This is a genomic window from Streptomyces sp. NPDC035033, assembly GCF_040636735.1.
Classification (GTDB): Bacteria; Actinomycetota; Actinomycetes; order Streptomycetales; family Streptomycetaceae; genus Streptomyces.
On record NZ_JBEZUZ010000074.1, the window covers coordinates 26,142 to 41,442 of the forward strand.

Below are 15,301 nucleotides of genomic sequence, written 5' to 3' on the forward strand. Positions count from 1 at the left end.
GCCATGACCACACTCACGCACGGCTCGGACACCCTGACCCGGGACGCGCTCACGGTGCTCCAGCCCGGCTTCGCGGGCACCACCGCCCCGGACTGGCTGCTCCGCCGGATCGGCGAGGGCCTGTCGTCCGTCGGCCTCTTCGGCCGCAACGTCGCGGGACCCGAGCAGCTCGCCCGCCTCACCGCCCGGCTCCGCGCCGAGCGGGAGGACGTCCTCGTCGCCATCGACGAGGAGGGCGGCGACGTCACCCGCCTCGAGGTCAACGAGGGCTCGTCCTTCCCGGGCAACCACGCCCTGGGCCGGGTCGACGACGTCGAGCTCACCCGGGCCGTCGCCCGAGAGCTCGGCCGCCGCCTCGTCGCCTGCGGCATCGACCTCAACTGGGCCCCCTCGGCCGACGTGAACTCCAACGCCGAGAACCCGGTCATCGGCGTCCGTTCCTTCGGAGCGGACCCGGACCTGGTCGCCCGGCACACCGTGGCGTACGTCGACGGCCTCCAGGGCGTCGGCGTCGCCGCCTGCACCAAGCACTTCCCCGGGCACGGCGACACCAACGTCGACTCGCACGACGCGCTGCCCCGGATCGATGTGGACCTCGCCACACTGCACGCCCGTGAGCTGGTGCCTTTCCGCGCGGCCATCGCCGCGGGTACCAAAGCGGTCATGAGTGCGCATATTCTGCTCTCCGCGCTCGACACCGAACGCCCGGCCACCCTGAGCCCGCAGATCCTCACCGGTCTGCTCCGTCAGGAACTGGGCTTCGAGGGTCTGATCGTCACCGACGGCATGGAGATGCAGGCCGTCGCGGCGACGTACGGCATCGAGCGCGGATCCGTCCTCGCGATCGCCGCGGGCGCCGACGCCATCTGCGTCGGCGGCGGGCTGTGCGACGAGGACACCGTACTGCGGCTGCGCGACGCGCTGGTCACGGCGGTACGGACCGGTGAACTGCCCGAGGAGCGGCTGGCCGACGCCGCGGCGCGCGTGCGCGCCCTGGCGGCCTGGACCCAGGCGCACCGGGCGAGGGGGGCTGGATCGGTGCCGGGCGCGGCAGTGCAGGAGGGGACCGCGCCCGGCGCCGACATCGGACTCGTGGCGGCCCGCCGGGCCCTGCGGGTCACCAAGGGGGCGGGGCCCTACACCCCCGTGTCGAGCGCTCCCTTCGTCGCCTCCTTCACCCCGGTCGCCAACTTCGCCGTCGGCGACGAGACCCCGTGGGGCGTCGCCGCCGAGCTGGACCGGCTGCTGCCGGGCACCGGCTCCGGCTCCTTCGGCGCCGGGGACGCGGTCGACTCGGTCCTCGCCGCGGCGGGGGAGCGGCGGATCGTCGCGGTCGTCCGCGACCTCCACCGGCACCCGTGGATGACCGCGGCCCTGGACGGCCTGCTGGCCGTCCGGCCGGACACCGTGGTCGTCGAGATGGGCCTGAACGAGGCGGAGCCGCGGGGCGCCCTGCACGTCGCGACGTACGGCGCCGCCCGGGTCTGCGGCCGCGCCGCCGCCGAGGCCGTGGTCGGCACCGGCGCCTGACGCCGGCCCGGACGGCACGCGAAGGGGCCCGGCACCTGATCCAGGTGCCGGGCCCCTTCGGCGTGTGCGCCGCGGCGGATCAGATGCCCTGCCAGGAGGGCTTGTTCGCGTAGGTGTGGCGGAAGTAGTCGGCGAGCTTCAGCTTGGAGGCGGCGGCCTCGTCGACGACGACGGTGGCGTGCGGGTGGAGCTGGAGCGCGGAGGCCGGGACGAGCGCGGCGACGGGGCCCTCGACGGTCTGCGCGACGGCCTCGGCCTTGCCCTCGCCGGTGGCGAGCAGCACCAGGTGGCGGGCCTCCAGGATGGTGCCGATGCCCTGGGTGATGACGTGGTGGGGGACCTGGTCGATGTCGTCGTCGAAGAAGCGGGCGTTGTCGATCCGGGTCTGCTCGGTGAGCGTCTTGATCCGGGTGCGGGAGGCGAGCGAGGAGCACGGCTCGTTGAAGCCGATGTGACCGTCGGTGCCGATGCCGAGGATCTGCAGGTCCACGCCGCCGGCGTCGCGCAGGGCCCGGTCGTACGCCTCGCAGGCCGCCTGGACGTCCTCGGCGGAGCCGTCAGGGCCCATGAAGTGGTCCTCGGGCAGGCCGAGCGGCTCGACGACCTGGCGCAGGACGGTCGAGCGGTACGACTCCGGGTGCCCGGCGGGCAGGCCCACGTACTCGTCCAGCTGGGCGATACGGGCCCGCGAGGCGTCCACGGAACCGGCTCGCACCCGGGCGATCAGGGCGTCGTAGATCGGGATCGGGGTCGAGCCCGTGGCCACGCCGAGCAGCGCGTCGGGCTTGCGGCGCAGGAGGCCGGCGATGCCGTCCGCGATGAGCTCGCCGCCCGCCTCGGCGTCCTTGACGATGACAACTTCCACGCTGTGCCTGCCGATCTGGTGAGGGGCTGGGGAGGGGTCAGGTGGTATAGACCAATCAAGCCCAAATCTAGCAGAGGAGACCCCTTCTTCTCATGCCGTTCCGCACCCCGGACGGCCCGGCCCTCCCGGCCCCTCCATCGTCGTCCGCCCGCTCCTCGCCAGCCACTCGAACCCCCTCGTCCCGCGCGCGCCCGTCCGGACGGTCCGACCCCCGTCCGGGCCGTCCGGACCCGCCGCCTCAGGTCAGCGAACCGCCCGTCGCGTCGATCCACGCCCCCGTCACCCAGCGCGCGTCGTCCGAGGCGAGGAAGGCCACCACGTCGGCTATGTCGGCCGTGCTCCCGATCCGGCCCAGCGCCGAGTACGCCGCCACCCGCGCCCGGGCCTCCTCGTCGTCCTCGAGCCAGGCCGTGTTGTCGGTGGCCACGACCCCCGGCGCCACCGAGTTGACCGTGATCCCGCGCGGGCCCAGCAGCTTCGACAGGTCGCGGGTGAAGACGTCCAGCGCCGCCTTCGACATCGAGTACGCGATCAGCTCCGGCATCAGCGCCGTCCTGCTCAGCCCCGTCGACACGTTCACGACGCGGCCGCCGTCCCGCAGCCGCTCCGCGCCCGACCGCACCAGGAAGAAGGGCGCCTTCGCGTTCACCGCGAAGATCCGGTCGTACTCCGCCTCCTCGATGGAGGCGAAGGGGCTCGACGCTCCGATCCCCGCGTTGTTCACCAGGACGTCCAGCCCCTCCGCCCGCTCGTCGAAGGCCGCCCAGAGCGCCGCCGCGTCCCCCGGCACCCCCAGCTCCTGCCCGAGCGCGAAGGCCTCCCCGCCGGCCGCCTCGATCGCCGCGACCGTCTCCTTCGCCGCCGCCTCGTTCGTCCCGTAGTGGACCGCGACCCGCGCGCCCTCCCGGGCCAGCCGCTCGGCGATCCCCCGTCCGATGCCCCGGCTCGCGCCCGTGACCAGTGCCGTCTTTCCCGTGAGCACGCCCATGGCGACGCCCCCTCATTTCCTAGCGGTCGTTACAGAAGTGACCGTACCACGTTCTTTAGCGGCCGCTATAGAATTGGCGTCATGACGACAGGACAGCGCGGCCGGCCCCGTTCCTTCGACCGTCCGACGGCGCTGGAGCAGGCCACCATGGCCTTCTGGGAGCACGGCTACGAGACGACCTCGGTCTCCGACCTCACCCGCGCCATGGGCATCAGCGCCCCGAGCCTCTACGCGGCCTTCGGCGACAAGAAGACGCTCTTCGAGGAGGTCGTGGCGGAGTACGCGCTCTCGCACGGGGCCTTCGGGGACCGCGCCTTCGCGGAGGAGCCGACCGCCCGCGCCGGCGTCGCGCGGATGCTCCGCGAGGCCGCCTTCCACTACACGGAGCCCGGCCACCCGCGCGGCTGCCTGGTGATCTCCGCCGCCGTCAACTGCTCGACCCCGGAGGTCGAGGAGGCCCTGCGCGCCCGGCGCAACGCCAACCTGGCCGCCATCGAGGAGCGGATCCGCCGGGACGTGGAGGCCGGCGAGCTGCCGGCCGCGACCGACCCCCGGGTGCTCGCGCGACTGAGCGGGGCCGTGCTCCAGGGCATGTCCCAGCAGGCGAGGGACGGGGCGACGGAGGAGGAGCTGGCGGCGGTGGCCGAGGCGGCGATGCTCGCCTGGCCGCGCACGTCCGCGTAGGGGCCTCCCCGGAGGGGTGCGCGCGGGGATCGCCCCGGAGAGGCGCGTGGGGGCCGCCCCGGAGAAGCGCACGGGGTCGCCCCGGGGGAGCGCACGGGGCCTGCCCCGGAAAGGGTGCGGGGGTCCGTCCCGGAGGACGCGCGAACCCCGGCCCGGAAAGACCGCGGGCCGCGGCGCCCGGCGGGACCCTCAACCCGCCCGGCACCGCAGCCCGGGTGTGCCCGGCCGGGGGTGTGCGGTCCCTCGGCCGTGAAGGGAGGTCTCGGCGCAGTCAGGGCAGAGAGCGCCGGGCACCTCGTCCGTCCTCCTGTGCGGGGAGGACGGAGGCTGTGTGAAGTTCGATGCGCTCATTGTGGACTAGACCATTCTTGTCTGTCCATCCATCTGAACGCGGTGTTTCCGGGCCCATCCTCCAACACGAAGCCCCGGAGATCCAGGTTCACCAGCTGTTAATTCCGCGGGTACGCTCGCACCGTGCCCTCCATGAACGACCTCGTCCGCCAGCACACCGCCCTGAGCGACTCCGACCTGGAGTGGCTCCACCTGCTGGTGTCGGAGTGGCAGCTGCTCTCCGACCTCTCCTTCGCCGACCTCGTCCTGTGGGTGCCCACCCTCGACGGCACCCGGTACGTCTCCGTCGCCCAGATGCGGCCCAACACCGGGCCCACCTCCTACCAGGACGACATGGTCGGCCACCTGGTCCCCCGGGGCCGCCGCCCCCTCCTGGACGCGGCGCTCGACGAGGGGCGGATCGTCCGCGAGGGCGACCCGGAGTGGCGCGAGGAGGTCCCGGTCCGGGTCGAGTCCATCCCGGTCCGCCGGGACGGCCGGGTCCTGGGCGTGATCGCCCGGAACACCAATCTGCTGACCGTCCGCACCCCCTCCCGGCTGGAGCTCACCTACCTCCAGTCGGCCTCCGACCTCGCCCAGATGATCGCGGCCGGCTCCTTCCCGTACCCCGGCGAGCAGTCCGACATGGACTCCCTGCCGCGCGCCGGCGACGGCCTGGTCCGCCTGGACGCCGACGGCTTCGTCCAGTACGCCTCGCCCAACGCCCTCTCCGCGTACCACCGGCTCGGCCTCGCCGCCGACCTGGTCGGCCAGCACCTCGGCCAGATCACCGCCGAACTGGCGCCCTCCCGGGGCCCGGTCGACGAGGCCCTGGTCAAACTCGCCTCCGGTTACGCCCCCCGGAACTTCGAGGTGGAGGGGAGCGGCGGGGTGATCCAGCTGCGGGCCATCCCGCTCAAGCCGAAGGGCAGCCGGATCGGTTCCCTGGTCCTGCTCCGGGACGTCACCGAACTGCGCCGCCGCGAGCGCGAGTTGATCACCAAGGACGCCACCATCCGGGAGATCCACCACCGGGTGAAGAACAACCTCCAGACGGTGGCGGCCCTGTTGCGCCTCCAGGCCCGCCGGATGGATTCCGACCGCGGCCGCGAGGCGCTCAACGAGGCGGTCCGGCGCGTCGGTTCGATCGCCATCGTCCATGAGACGCTGTCCCAGAACCTGGACGAGCGGGTCGAGTTCGACGAGATCGCCGACCGGGTCATCGCGATGGTCGCGGAGATCTCCCCGGGCAAGGTCACCTGCCGGCGCAACGGCCGCTTCGGCATCCTGGACGCCGAGGTCGCCACTCCGCTCTCCATGGTCCTCACCGAGATCCTGCAGAACGCCCTGGAGCACGCCTTCGCCCCCGGCGAGCACGGCACGGTCGAGGTCAGCGCGGTGCGCGGCGAACCCCGCGCCGACGCGCGGCTGCTCATCACCGTCCGGGACGACGGCCGCGGCCTGCCCGAGGGGTTCGACCCGCAGAAGGCCGGCAACCTCGGCCTCCAGATCGTACGGACCCTGGTGGAAGGGGAGTTGGGCGGCACCTTCGACATGCGGCCGGGCAGCGAGGGCGGCACGAAGGTGGTCCTGGACATCCCGGTCCGCCCGCAGAAGTAGCGCCCGGCGGGCCGGCGTTCCGGTCACGCACAGCAGCGAGCCCCGGACCGAAGTGCTCGGTCCGGGGCTCGAATGCTGTGGGGTACTGCTAACTGCTGCGCGCTGCGGCTCGGGGGGCGGTGAATGCGTACACGGTGTACGCGCCGCGTGCCTCAGGCTGTGCAGGTGGCTCAGGCGCTGGCGTTGCGCGCCCGGTTGCGGGCGGCGCGGCGCTTCATCGCGCGGCGCTCGTCCTCGCTGAGGCCACCCCAGACGCCGGAGTCCTGGCCGGACTCGAGCGCCCACTGCAGGCACTGCTCCATGACGGGGCAGCGGCGGCAGACGGCCTTGGCTTCCTCGATCTGCAGCAGCGCAGGACCGGTGTTGCCGATGGGGAAGAACAGCTCGGGGTCTTCCTCACGACAAACGGCGTTGTGACGCCAGTCCATGGCTGCTACCTCTCTCGGTGTTACATGCAGGTTGCTTGTGAATGTGAACGCTTTCACGAATCCCTCAACAAGTGAAGGGCCGACTGCCGGATGAACCGGTGTGGTCCTGGGTTTGAGGAGGGGTTCTGGCTCTCAGTGGAGGCCGGTCTTGCGGGCCGTCCCGATCGCCAAGAAGAGACTCGCAAACCTCGGCAGCGGATACAACCCCTTCCGGAAAGTTTTTTTTGATTCCTCGGTGTCGGCTAGGTCACAGCCGTACTTCTAAGGGGTGGATGCGCGCCTAAACGTTCGAGTGCAAGGACTTTAGGCCCTTCCACTCACACAATCACACGCAGTGCATGGCGTACGCCTGTGAACGTCACGCTCGTACGCAGTCCGAGGTGGTCTCCGTCCATCTGGAGAGGGAGGGGCACCTTCGAATGCAAGGTGAAGTCGGTGAGGTCGTGCAGGGTCGTGGCGTGCTTGCCGCGAGGGCCCCGCTCGGGGCTGGAAGTGAGCAGCTGGGTGGCGTACCGGGCCACCGCCGGGGTGGAGAGCCGGCTCAGTCCGAGGACGTCGAGCGCGGTCTCGAAGGACGCCTCCGGGGACGCGTACACCGGGCGATTGCCCAGGTAGGTCCAGGGGGAGGTGTTGCAGATTATGGAGAGGACCAGGTCCTCGACCGGCTCGGCGCCGGGCCGCTCCAGCGTGATCGTCCCGTGCCGCCGGTTCGGTTCCTCCAGGAACTGGCGGAACACCTGGCGCAGATAGAGCGCGTGCGTGGACCGCTTCCCGCGCTCGCGCTGCTGTTCGACCCGGCCGATCACGCTCGCGTCGAAACCGAGCCCGGCGCAGAAGGTGAACCAGCGGGCCGGCACCTCCTCGTCCGGGGTGCCCGGCGTCCCCGAGGCGAGCCCCAGGCTCACCGTCCGGGCGCTCCGCTCGCGCAGCGCGTCGAGGAGGGCGCCGGTCGCCTCCACGGCGTCGTTCGGCAGCCCCAGCGCGCGGGCGAAGACGTTGGTCGAACCGCCCGGCACGACCGCCAGGCCCGGCAGCCGGTCCGGATCGGGGCCGCCGTGCAGCAGCCCGTTCACGACCTCGTTCACCGTGCCGTCGCCGCCGAGGGCGACGACCAGGTCGATCTCCCCCGACTCGGCGGCCCGCCGGCCGAGGTCCCGCGCGTGCCCGCGGTACTCGGTGCTGACGGCCTCCAGCTTCATCTCGCTCGCCAGCGCGTGGATCAGCACGTCACGGGTGCGGGCACTGGTGGTGGTGGCTGCCGGGTTGACCACGAGAAGTGCGCGCATGACCGCCAGCGTACCTACCCGGCGGTACCGATCCCAGTCCCGCCCGGTGCGCGGACGCCCCCACGGCCCCGCCCGGACCCTTCGCGCCGGGGCCCTCCGCCCCGGGCCCGCCCCCGGCTCCCCGGCCGCCCCCGTTACGCTGCCCTGCATGAGCAGTACGGAGCAGACCCCCCGCCCCACCCGCCTGGCCGCCGCCGCGGGCGTGGCCCTCGTCGAGGCCCTCGGGCTCCTCGCCGGAGGCGTCTACATGCTGGTGAGGGCGCTCACCGATGACGGCGGGGACCTGACCGGCGGGGTGACCGGCGCCGTGACCGTGCTGGCGCTCGGCCTGATCCCGCTCGCCGCCGCCCGCGGCCTGTGGCGGATGCGCTCCTGGAGCCGCGGCCCGGCCGTGATCACCCAGATCCTCGCCCTGCCCGTCGCCTGGCAGATGCTCCAGTCCGAGGGCGTGATCCCCTTCGGGATCGTCCTCGCCGCGCTCGCCGTGACCGGGCTCGTCCTCCTGGTGAGCCCGGCCACGACCGAGGCGCTCGGCATCCGGCGCCCCGGCCAGGAGGGCTGAGCCTCACTCCTCCACGAGGAGCTTCTCCCGCAGCTGCGCCAGGGTCCTGGCCAGCAGCCGGGAGACGTGCATCTGCGAGATGCCGACCTCCTGCGCGATCTGCGACTGGGTCATGTTCCCGAAGAAGCGCAGCAGCAGGATCCGCTTCTCCCGCGGCGGCAGGCCCTCCAGGAGCGGCTTGAGCGACTCCCGGTACTCGACCCCCTCCAGGGCCTCGTCCTCCGCGCCCAGCGTGTCCGCGACCGCCGGCGACTCGTCGTCGGTGTCCGGCACGTCCAGCGAGAGCGTCGAGTAGGCGTTCGCCGACTCCAGACCCTCCAGGACCTCCTCCTCGGAGATCCCCAGCCGCTCGGCCAGCTCGTGCACGGTCGGTGACCGTCCGTGCTGCTGCGACAGCTCCGCCGTCGCCGTGGTCAGCGAGAGACGCAGCTCCTGGAGCCGGCGCGGCACCCGGACCGCCCAGCCCTTGTCGCGGAAGTGCCGCTTGATCTCGCCGACCACCGTCGGGGTCGCGTACGTGGAGAACTCCACGCCCCGCTCCGGGTCGAACCGGTCGACCGACTTGATCAGACCGATCGTCGCCACCTGCGTCAGGTCGTCCAGCGGCTCGCCGCGGTTGCGGAAGCGCCGCGCCAGGTGCTCGACCAGCGGCAGGTGCATCCGCACCAGCCGGTTGCGCAGCTCGGCCTTCTCCGGGGAGCCCTCCGGCAGCGACCGCAGTTCGACGAAGAGCGCGCGGGCGCCGGTGCGGTCCTGCGGGTCGTGGCCGCGCGCGCCGTCACCGGCCGCCCCGTCCGCCGAACCGTCCGCCGCGGCGGGCGCGGGCACCGCGGCCCCGGCCTCCGCGCCCGCCTCCGGGGCGTGGACCGGCGCCGGGGGAGCCCCGTCGTGCTGCTGATCGTGCTCGCTCATCTGGTCCGCCTGCTGCTCCGTAGCGACCTCGTGCGACCGTGCCTGCTGGCCGGGGAAGCCGGCCGTCGCGTCCCCGCTCCTCACGCCGGGCCTGGCCCCGCGCCGCGCTGTTTGTACAGGCTGATCGAGACCGTGTTGTCGTCCGCGACCGAGGACTCCACCTTCCCGGCCAGCGCCGACAGCACCGTCCAGGCGAAGGTGTCCCGCTCGGGAGCCCGGCCGTCCGTGGTCGGCGCCGACACGGTCACGTCGAGGGAGTCGTCCACCAGCCGGAAGACACAGCTCAGGACCGAGCCGGGCACCGCCTGCTGGAGCAGGATCGCGCAGGCCTCGTCCACCGCGATCCGCAAGTCCTCGATCTCGTCGAGGGTGAAGTCCAAGCGCGCCGCGAGACCGGCCGTGGCCGTACGCAGCACGGACAGATAGGCACCCGCAGCGGGCAGCCGGACTTCCACGAAGTCCTGGGTCCCGGGCTCGCCTGCGATCTGGGACACCCTCACCTCCAAGGTGGCACAAGCTCAATCGGGGCCCGGGGGAAGGCCCCCGGACCGGGCGGTCACGCAGGGGCTGCGCGGTCCGCCGTGACGCTATCGCGATCCATCCTGCCGTGTCGCCGCAAGCCCCCGGGCCCCCGAGCCCGGCCCGTCACTCATGGTAGGACCATGGGCGCGGACCGTGGCCAGGGGTGTGCGGGGGCCAAAACGCGGCGACCGGCGGAGGGGTGACGTACCCAACGGCCCGCCGGTCGAACCGCGCCGCCGCCGGGAGACCGGGCCGGCTCAGACCAGCGCCTCGTCCACGAAGCACCACCGCCACGCCTCGCCCGGCTCGAAGGTCCGCATCACCGGGTGCCCCGTCGCGTCGAAGTGCCCGGTCGCGTGCCGCCCCCGCGAGGAGTCGCAGCAGCCCACGTGCCCGCAGGTCAGACAGAGCCGCAGCTGCACCGGGTTCGTGCCCTCGGCCAGGCACTCGGGGCAGGTCTCGTGGAGCGGGGCCGGCTCGGGGCGCGGCATTTCTGCTACGTGCGGGCACTCGATCATGATGGCCAGGGTACGTGGCGGACGCCCCGGACCGGAGGGACGGAACGCGGCCACGGGCCGGGACGGCGGAGGGACGGCATGGACGCACTGCGGCTGGTGGCACTGGTGGCGGCGAGCGCGGCGGTGGCGGGGTTCGCCCGCCGCACCCCCGTACCGGCGCCGCTCCTCCTCGTCGCGGCCGGTCTGGCCGCCGGCTACGTCCCCGGCGTCCCCGACTACACCCTCGACCCGCACATCGTGCTGCCGCTGATCCTGCCGCCGCTGCTCTACACGGCCGCCGTCGACTCCTCCTACCTGGACCTGCGGGCCAACATCCGGCCCGTCGCGCTGCTCTCCGTCGGGTACGTCCTCTTCGCCACCGTGGCCGTCGGCTGGCTCGCGTACGTCCTCGTCCCCGACCTGCCGCTCACCGCCGCCCTCGTCCTCGGCGCGGTGATCGCCCCGCCGGACGCGGTGGCCGCCACCGCCATCGCCCGCCGCCTCGGCCTGCCCCACCGGATCACCACGATCCTCCAGGGCGAGTCCCTGGTGAACGACGCCACCGCGATCACCGCCTACAAGGTCGCCCTGGCCGCCGCCGTCGGCGAGGGCGTCAGCTGGGCCGGCGGCCTCGGCGAGTTCGCCCTCGCCGCCGTCGGCGGCGTCGGCGTCGGCCTGGTCCTCATGGTGCCCATCCACTGGCTGCGGACCCGGCTCACCGAGCCGCTGCTCCAGAACACCCTCTCCCTGCTCATCCCCTTCATCGCCTACGCGGCGGCCGAGGAGGTCCACGCCTCCGGGGTGCTCGCCGTCGTCGTGGTCGGCCTCTTCCTCGGACACAAGGCGTGGCAGGTCGACTTCGCCACCCGCCTCCAGGAGGAGGCGGTGTGGAAGATGGTCGCCTTCGTCCTGGAGTCCGCCGTCTTCGCCCTCATCGGCCTCCAACTGCCCTACGTCGTCCAGGGGCTCGGCCGGTACGGCGTCGGGGAGGCGCTCTGGTACGCCTTCGGGGTCTTCGTCCTCGTCGTGGTGGTGCGCTTCGTCTGGGTCTTCCCGGCGACCTTCCTGCCCCGCTGGCTCTCCGCCGGCGTCCGGGAGCGGGAACCGGGCGTCGACTGGAAGGCGCCGGTGGTGGTCGGCTGGGCCGGCATGCGCGGGGTGGTCTCCCTCGCCATCGCCTTCTCCATCCCCGTCGCCACCGACGGGGTCGAGTTCCCGGCGCGCAACCTCGTCCTCTTCCTCACCTTCACCACCGTCATCTCCACCCTCGTCGTCCAGGGCCTCACCCTGCCCCCGCTGATCCGCGCCCTGAAGCTCCCCGGCCGCGACCGGCACCAGGAGACCCTGGCCGAGGCGCAGGCCCAGAGCGAGGCCTCCCGGGCCGCCGAGGCCCGCCTCGACGAGCTCCTCGCCGACGAGCGCAACACCCTGCCCGGCCCCCTCTCCGACCGCCTCCGCACGGTCCTGGAGCGCCGCCGCAACAGCGTCTGGGAGCGGCTCGGCGCGGTCAACGAGCTCACCGGCGAGACCGCCGACGACACCTACCGCCGGCTCTCCCGGGAGATGATCGAGGCCGAGCGCGCGGTCTTCGTCCGGCTCCGCGACGAGCGCCGGATCGACGACGAGATGATGCGCACCCTGCTGCGCCGGCTCGACCTGGAGGAGGCCGCCGCCCACCGCGAGGAGACCGCCTGAGGGGCCCTCACGGGGCGCCGGTGATCACCGCGGCGACCCGGGTGCCCGGCGCGAAGGCGCCCTCCTCGGCGAGGGACACCAGTGCGAGGAGCATTTTGGCGACATACAGCCGCTCGATGGCGAGTCCATGCCGCGCCTCGAAGTCCTGTGCGAACGCGTCGAGTTCCGGGGTCTTACGGCCGTAACCGCCGCAGTGGAAGCGCTCGTCCAGCCACCAGTCGCCGCGCGGACCGCCGAAGGCGGCCTCCTGGAGGGCCCGCGCCTCGCCGCCGAGGAACCCGCCCTTCAGGACCGGCACCCCCAGCGTCCGGCCGTCGAAACCGGCCGCCAGGCCCGCCAGGGTGCCGCCCGTGCCGCAGGCCACCGCGGCCACGTCCGCGCGCCCGGACAGCTCCCGCCCCAGCGCCGCGCACCCCTCCGCCGCGAGCGCGTTGCTGCCGCCCTCCGGGACCACGTACGTCCCCTCCGGGGCCCGGCCGAGGAGCGCCGCGAGCACCGCGGGCTCGTGCTTCGCCCGGTACGTGGCCCGGTCCACGAACTCCAGCCGCATCCCGTCCGCCGCGCACCGCGCGAGCGAGGGGTTCAGCGGCCGCCCGGCCAGCTCGTCGCCGCGCACGATCCCGATCGTGGGGAAGCCGAGCAGCCGGCCCGCGGCGGCGGTGGCCCGCAGGTGGTTGGAGTACGCGCCGCCGAAGGTCAGCACCGGGCGCCCGCCCGCCGCCCGCAGGTTGGGCGCGAGCTTGCGCCACTTGTTGCCGGGCAGGTCGGGGTGGATGAGGTCGTCCCGCTTGAGCAGCAGCGCCAGCCCGCGCCGGGTGAACCGCTCGTCCTCCACCGGCTCCAGGGGCGAGGGGAGCCGGGGCCGCAGGGCGGAGAGGGCGTACGTGTCCACCCGGCCATTCTCGCGGGTGGCGGGCGCGCCGGCCCCGGAGCCCCTCCGCCGCGCGCGCCCGGGGCCGGCGCTCCTCCCGGGCCGGCGCCCCGCGTACGCGCGCGTGCCGCGGCCCCTGGGCCGTCGCCTCCCCGCACGCGCGCGTGCCCCGGGCTCAGCGCAGCAGGTCGGCGATCCGCTCGCGCATCGAGGCCATGGTGAAGCCGCGCGGGTCCACCTTCCCCGGCTGCCACTCCCGGTGCCCGATCACCGAGCGGTGGGTCCAGCCGTGCGCCCGGCAGAGCGCCGCCGACGCCTTCGCGATCGCCTCCAGCTGGACCTTGGGCCAGGGGTCCTCGCCGTCGCCGAGGTTCTCGCACTCGAAGCCGTAGAAGTGCCGGTTGCCGTCGGTGGTGGCCTCGTCGTCCGCCGGCAGGCCCCGCTCGGCGATCACGGCCCGCAGCACCTCGTCGTCGCCGAGCCCCGCGTGGTTGGCGCGCCCGTGGCCGACCAGGTGGACCGTGCCGTCCTTGGCGATGACGCCGTGGCAGAGCGGGCCGGGCAGCCCCTCGTAACCGTCGCGGCAGATGCGGACGGTGTGCGCGGTGCCCCGGGTGACGGTGTGGTGGATCATCACTCCGTGCACCGGGCCCCACGGGCCCTTGTGGTTCCTGTTGTGGGTGGACCAGTCGCCGACCTCGACGACCGAGAGGCCCTCGCCGCGCAGTGCGCCGAGGACCCTGCTCGCGGACAGCGGAACGGCCATGGGGGTGCTCCTTCCGACGGAACGGACCGAGTCTCCGGAGTACCGGAGGCCGCCCCTCCGCTGCCATCCGTTCGATCCGCGTACGAACCGATCAGGACGAAATGGCCGGGCCACGTGCTCCGCCGTCCGGGCGGAAATCGGCCGACATGCCCCGATGATCGCCGAACAGTCCCACCCGATTGTGTAATGGCGCCGCCACGCTCCGTGCTGAAAGGCTTCCTTCGCAAGCCAGACGTACGAGAGGGAGTTCCATGTCCGTTGGTTCGGTGGGCGACGAGGTCCTCGCGGAGGGGCCCCCGCGGCAGAGTCTCGGCACCGCCGCCGCGCGGAACCTCGCCTCGACCACCAAGTCGGCCCCGCAGATGCGGGAGATCACCTCCCGCTGGCTGCTGCGGACGCTGCCCTGGGTCGAGGTCGAGGGCGGCGTCTACCGGGTCAACCGGCGCCTCACCCACTCCGTGGGCGACGGCCGCGTCACCTTCGTCCAGACCGGGGAGCGGGTCGCCGTGATCCCCGCGGAGCTCGGCGAGCTGCCCGCCCTGCGCGGGTACGAGGACGCGGAGGTCCTCGGCGAGCTCGCGGCCCGCTGCGTCCAGCGCCGGTTCGCCGCCGGCGAGGTCATCGCCGCCGCCGGCGCCCCCGCCGACCGCGTCCTCCTCCTCGCGCACGGCCGGGTCGAGCGGGTCGGCGAGGGCCCGTACGGCGACGAGACCGTGCTCGGAGTCCTCGCCGACGGCTCCTACTTCGGCGACGCCGCCCTCCTCGCCGGGGACGCCACCTGGGAGTGGACCGCCCGCGCCGTCACCCCCTGCACGGTCCTGGAGCTCACCCGCGCCGACGTGACGGCCCTGGCCGCCCGCTCCGGCTCGCTCTCCGCCCACCTCGCCGGCGCCGCCGCCCGCCCGGAGCGGCCCGTCAACGCCTACGGCGAGGCCGCCGTCGCCCTCTCCGCCGGCCACGTCGGCGAGGCCGTCGTCCCGCACACCTTCGTGGACTACGAGCCCGCGCCGCGCGAGTACGAGCTGAGCCTCGCCCAGACCGTCCTCAAGGTCCACACGCGCGTGGCGGACCTCTACAGCCATCCGATGAACCAGACCGAGCACCAGCTGCGGCTCACGGTCGAGGCGCTGCGCGAGCGCCAGGAGCACGAGCTCGTCAACAACAAGGAGTTCGGTCTCCTCGCCAACTGCGACCACGGCCAGCGGATCCAGCCGCACGACGGCGTCCCCGGCCCCGACGACCTGGACGAGCTGCTCTCCCGCCGCCGCGACTCCCGGCTCTTCCTCGCCCACCCGAGGGCCATCGCCGCCATCGGCCGCGAGCTCGACCGGCGGGGCCTGGTCCCGGAGACGATCGACGTGGCCGGCACCCGGATCCCCACCTGGCGCGGGGTCCCGATCTACCCCTGCGACAAGATCCCGGTGACCGCCGCCGGCACCAGCTCGATCATCTGCATGCGGACCGGCGAGTCCGACCAGGGCGTCGTCGGCCTGCACCGGACCGGCCTGCCGGACGAGGTGGAGCCCGGCCTCTCCGTCCGCTTCATGGGCATCGACGAGCAGGCGATCACCTCCTACCTGGTCACGGCCTACTACTCCGCGGCGGTCCTCGTGCCCGACGCGCTCGGCGTCCTGGAGAACGTCGAGATCGGCCGCCGCCCTCGCGTACAGCCGGATCGTGGTGCACCGGGGGCGGGTGGTGGCGCGGACGAGCGCGGTGCGGGAGTACTGCGACTCGGCGGCGAC

The 15,301-nt window shown here is 73.4% G+C and carries 15 protein-coding genes; 6 read left to right on the forward strand and 9 right to left on the reverse strand.

What is annotated here, in order from left to right:
- Nucleotides 1–3 precede the first annotated feature (3 nt).
- On the forward strand, nt 4–1,530 hold the full coding sequence (locus AB0E83_RS25920) for a glycoside hydrolase family 3 N-terminal domain-containing protein (protein WP_362116495.1): 1,527 nt from the start codon (nt 4–6) through the stop codon (nt 1,528–1,530).
- 79 nt (nt 1,531–1,609) lie between these two features.
- On the opposite strand, the gene nagB is transcribed toward AB0E83_RS25920, so the two are convergent.
- Nucleotides 1,610–2,395, reverse strand: a complete 786-nt coding sequence (gene nagB, locus AB0E83_RS25925; RefSeq protein WP_362116498.1) for a glucosamine-6-phosphate deaminase — start codon at nt 2,393–2,395, stop codon at nt 1,610–1,612.
- Between the two features lie 238 nt (nt 2,396–2,633).
- The gene (locus AB0E83_RS25930; RefSeq protein ID WP_362116501.1) at nt 2,634–3,383 is read right to left on the reverse strand and encodes an SDR family oxidoreductase; all 750 of its coding nucleotides are present in this window, start codon (nt 3,381–3,383) and stop codon (nt 2,634–2,636) included.
- 81 nt (nt 3,384–3,464) lie between these two features.
- Between AB0E83_RS25930 and AB0E83_RS25935 the strand changes: the two genes are divergently transcribed.
- Nucleotides 3,465–4,067: a TetR/AcrR family transcriptional regulator gene (locus tag AB0E83_RS25935; protein ID WP_362116504.1), complete on the forward strand. Its 603-nt coding sequence runs from the start codon at nt 3,465–3,467 to the stop codon at nt 4,065–4,067.
- A gap of 483 nt (nt 4,068–4,550) precedes the next feature.
- Nucleotides 4,551–6,017 (forward strand): PAS domain-containing sensor histidine kinase, encoded by a 1,467-nt coding sequence (locus AB0E83_RS25940; RefSeq protein WP_362116537.1) that lies wholly within the window; start codon nt 4,551–4,553, stop codon nt 6,015–6,017.
- Nucleotides 6,018–6,187: 170 nt separating this feature from the next.
- Here the strand turns inward: AB0E83_RS25940 and AB0E83_RS25945 are convergent, their stop codons facing one another.
- Nucleotides 6,188–6,445, reverse strand: a complete 258-nt coding sequence (locus tag AB0E83_RS25945; RefSeq protein WP_003953983.1) for a WhiB family transcriptional regulator — start codon at nt 6,443–6,445, stop codon at nt 6,188–6,190.
- 317 nt (nt 6,446–6,762) lie between these two features.
- Nucleotides 6,763–7,731 (reverse strand): diacylglycerol kinase family protein, encoded by a 969-nt coding sequence (locus AB0E83_RS25950; protein WP_362116507.1) that lies wholly within the window; start codon nt 7,729–7,731, stop codon nt 6,763–6,765.
- A gap of 148 nt (nt 7,732–7,879) precedes the next feature.
- Between AB0E83_RS25950 and AB0E83_RS25955 the strand changes: the two genes are divergently transcribed.
- Nucleotides 7,880–8,293, forward strand: coding sequence for a hypothetical protein (locus AB0E83_RS25955; RefSeq protein WP_362116510.1), 414 nt, complete (start codon nt 7,880–7,882; stop codon nt 8,291–8,293).
- 3 nt (nt 8,294–8,296) lie between these two features.
- Here AB0E83_RS25955 and AB0E83_RS25960 read toward each other — a convergent pair whose 3' ends face one another.
- The 3 genes from AB0E83_RS25960 to AB0E83_RS25970 all read right to left on the reverse strand — a co-directional run bounded on the left by AB0E83_RS25960 (nt 8,297) and on the right by AB0E83_RS25970 (nt 10,245).
- Nucleotides 8,297–9,397 carry an RNA polymerase sigma factor SigF gene (locus AB0E83_RS25960; protein WP_362116540.1) on the reverse strand — a complete coding sequence of 367 codons (1,101 nt, stop codon included), beginning with the start codon at nt 9,395–9,397 and terminating at the stop codon, nt 8,297–8,299.
- Nucleotides 9,286–9,699: an anti-sigma regulatory factor gene (locus AB0E83_RS25965; RefSeq protein WP_189946643.1), complete on the reverse strand. Its 414-nt coding sequence runs from the start codon at nt 9,697–9,699 to the stop codon at nt 9,286–9,288. The genes AB0E83_RS25960 and AB0E83_RS25965 overlap by 112 nt, the downstream gene beginning before the upstream one ends.
- A 285-nt stretch (nt 9,700–9,984) precedes the next feature.
- Entirely contained in the window at nt 9,985–10,245 is a 261-nt protein-coding gene (locus AB0E83_RS25970; RefSeq protein WP_362116513.1) for a UBP-type zinc finger domain-containing protein, read from the reverse strand.
- Nucleotides 10,246–10,323: 78 nt separating this feature from the next.
- Here AB0E83_RS25970 and AB0E83_RS25975 point away from each other — a divergent pair, with 78 nt between their 5' ends.
- Complete coding sequence (locus tag AB0E83_RS25975) at nt 10,324–11,919, forward strand: Na+/H+ antiporter (RefSeq protein WP_362116516.1); 1,596 nt, start codon at nt 10,324–10,326, stop codon at nt 11,917–11,919.
- Nucleotides 11,920–11,926: 7 nt separating this feature from the next.
- Here AB0E83_RS25975 and AB0E83_RS25980 read toward each other — a convergent pair whose 3' ends face one another.
- Both AB0E83_RS25980 and AB0E83_RS25985 read right to left on the reverse strand, forming a co-directional pair.
- Nucleotides 11,927–12,811, reverse strand: coding sequence for a pyridoxal-phosphate dependent enzyme (locus AB0E83_RS25980; RefSeq protein WP_362116519.1), 885 nt, complete (start codon nt 12,809–12,811; stop codon nt 11,927–11,929).
- 154 nt (nt 12,812–12,965) lie between these two features.
- Complete coding sequence (locus tag AB0E83_RS25985; RefSeq protein WP_362116522.1) at nt 12,966–13,556, reverse strand: peptidoglycan recognition family protein; 591 nt, start codon at nt 13,554–13,556, stop codon at nt 12,966–12,968.
- Nucleotides 13,557–13,807: 251 nt separating this feature from the next.
- On the opposite strand from AB0E83_RS25985, the gene AB0E83_RS25990 reads away from it, so the two are divergent.
- The coding region (locus AB0E83_RS25990) for a family 2B encapsulin nanocompartment shell protein (RefSeq protein WP_362116525.1) at nt 13,808–15,301 on the forward strand (1,494 nt) is incomplete at its 3' end.

Excerpts from the sequence above, each read along its gene's own strand:
- AB0E83_RS25920 (WP_362116495.1), top strand. The coding sequence starts at position 4 with ATGACCACACTCACGCACGGCTCGGACACCCTGACCCGGGACGCGCTC.
- AB0E83_RS25930 (WP_362116501.1), bottom strand. The coding sequence starts at position 3,383 with ATGGGCGTGCTCACGGGAAAGACGGCACTGGTCACGGGCGCGAGCCGG.
- AB0E83_RS25935 (WP_362116504.1), top strand. The coding sequence starts at position 3,465 with ATGACGACAGGACAGCGCGGCCGGCCCCGTTCCTTCGACCGTCCGACG.
- AB0E83_RS25940 (WP_362116537.1), top strand. The coding sequence starts at position 4,551 with ATGAACGACCTCGTCCGCCAGCACACCGCCCTGAGCGACTCCGACCTG.
- AB0E83_RS25945 (WP_003953983.1), bottom strand. The coding sequence starts at position 6,445 with ATGGACTGGCGTCACAACGCCGTTTGTCGTGAGGAAGACCCCGAGCTG.
- AB0E83_RS25950 (WP_362116507.1), bottom strand. The coding sequence starts at position 7,731 with ATGCGCGCACTTCTCGTGGTCAACCCGGCAGCCACCACCACCAGTGCC.
- AB0E83_RS25955 (WP_362116510.1), top strand. The coding sequence starts at position 7,880 with ATGAGCAGTACGGAGCAGACCCCCCGCCCCACCCGCCTGGCCGCCGCC.
- AB0E83_RS25970 (WP_362116513.1), bottom strand. The coding sequence starts at position 10,245 with ATGATCGAGTGCCCGCACGTAGCAGAAATGCCGCGCCCCGAGCCGGCC.
- AB0E83_RS25975 (WP_362116516.1), top strand. The coding sequence starts at position 10,324 with ATGGACGCACTGCGGCTGGTGGCACTGGTGGCGGCGAGCGCGGCGGTG.
- AB0E83_RS25985 (WP_362116522.1), bottom strand. The coding sequence starts at position 13,556 with ATGGCCGTTCCGCTGTCCGCGAGCAGGGTCCTCGGCGCACTGCGCGGC.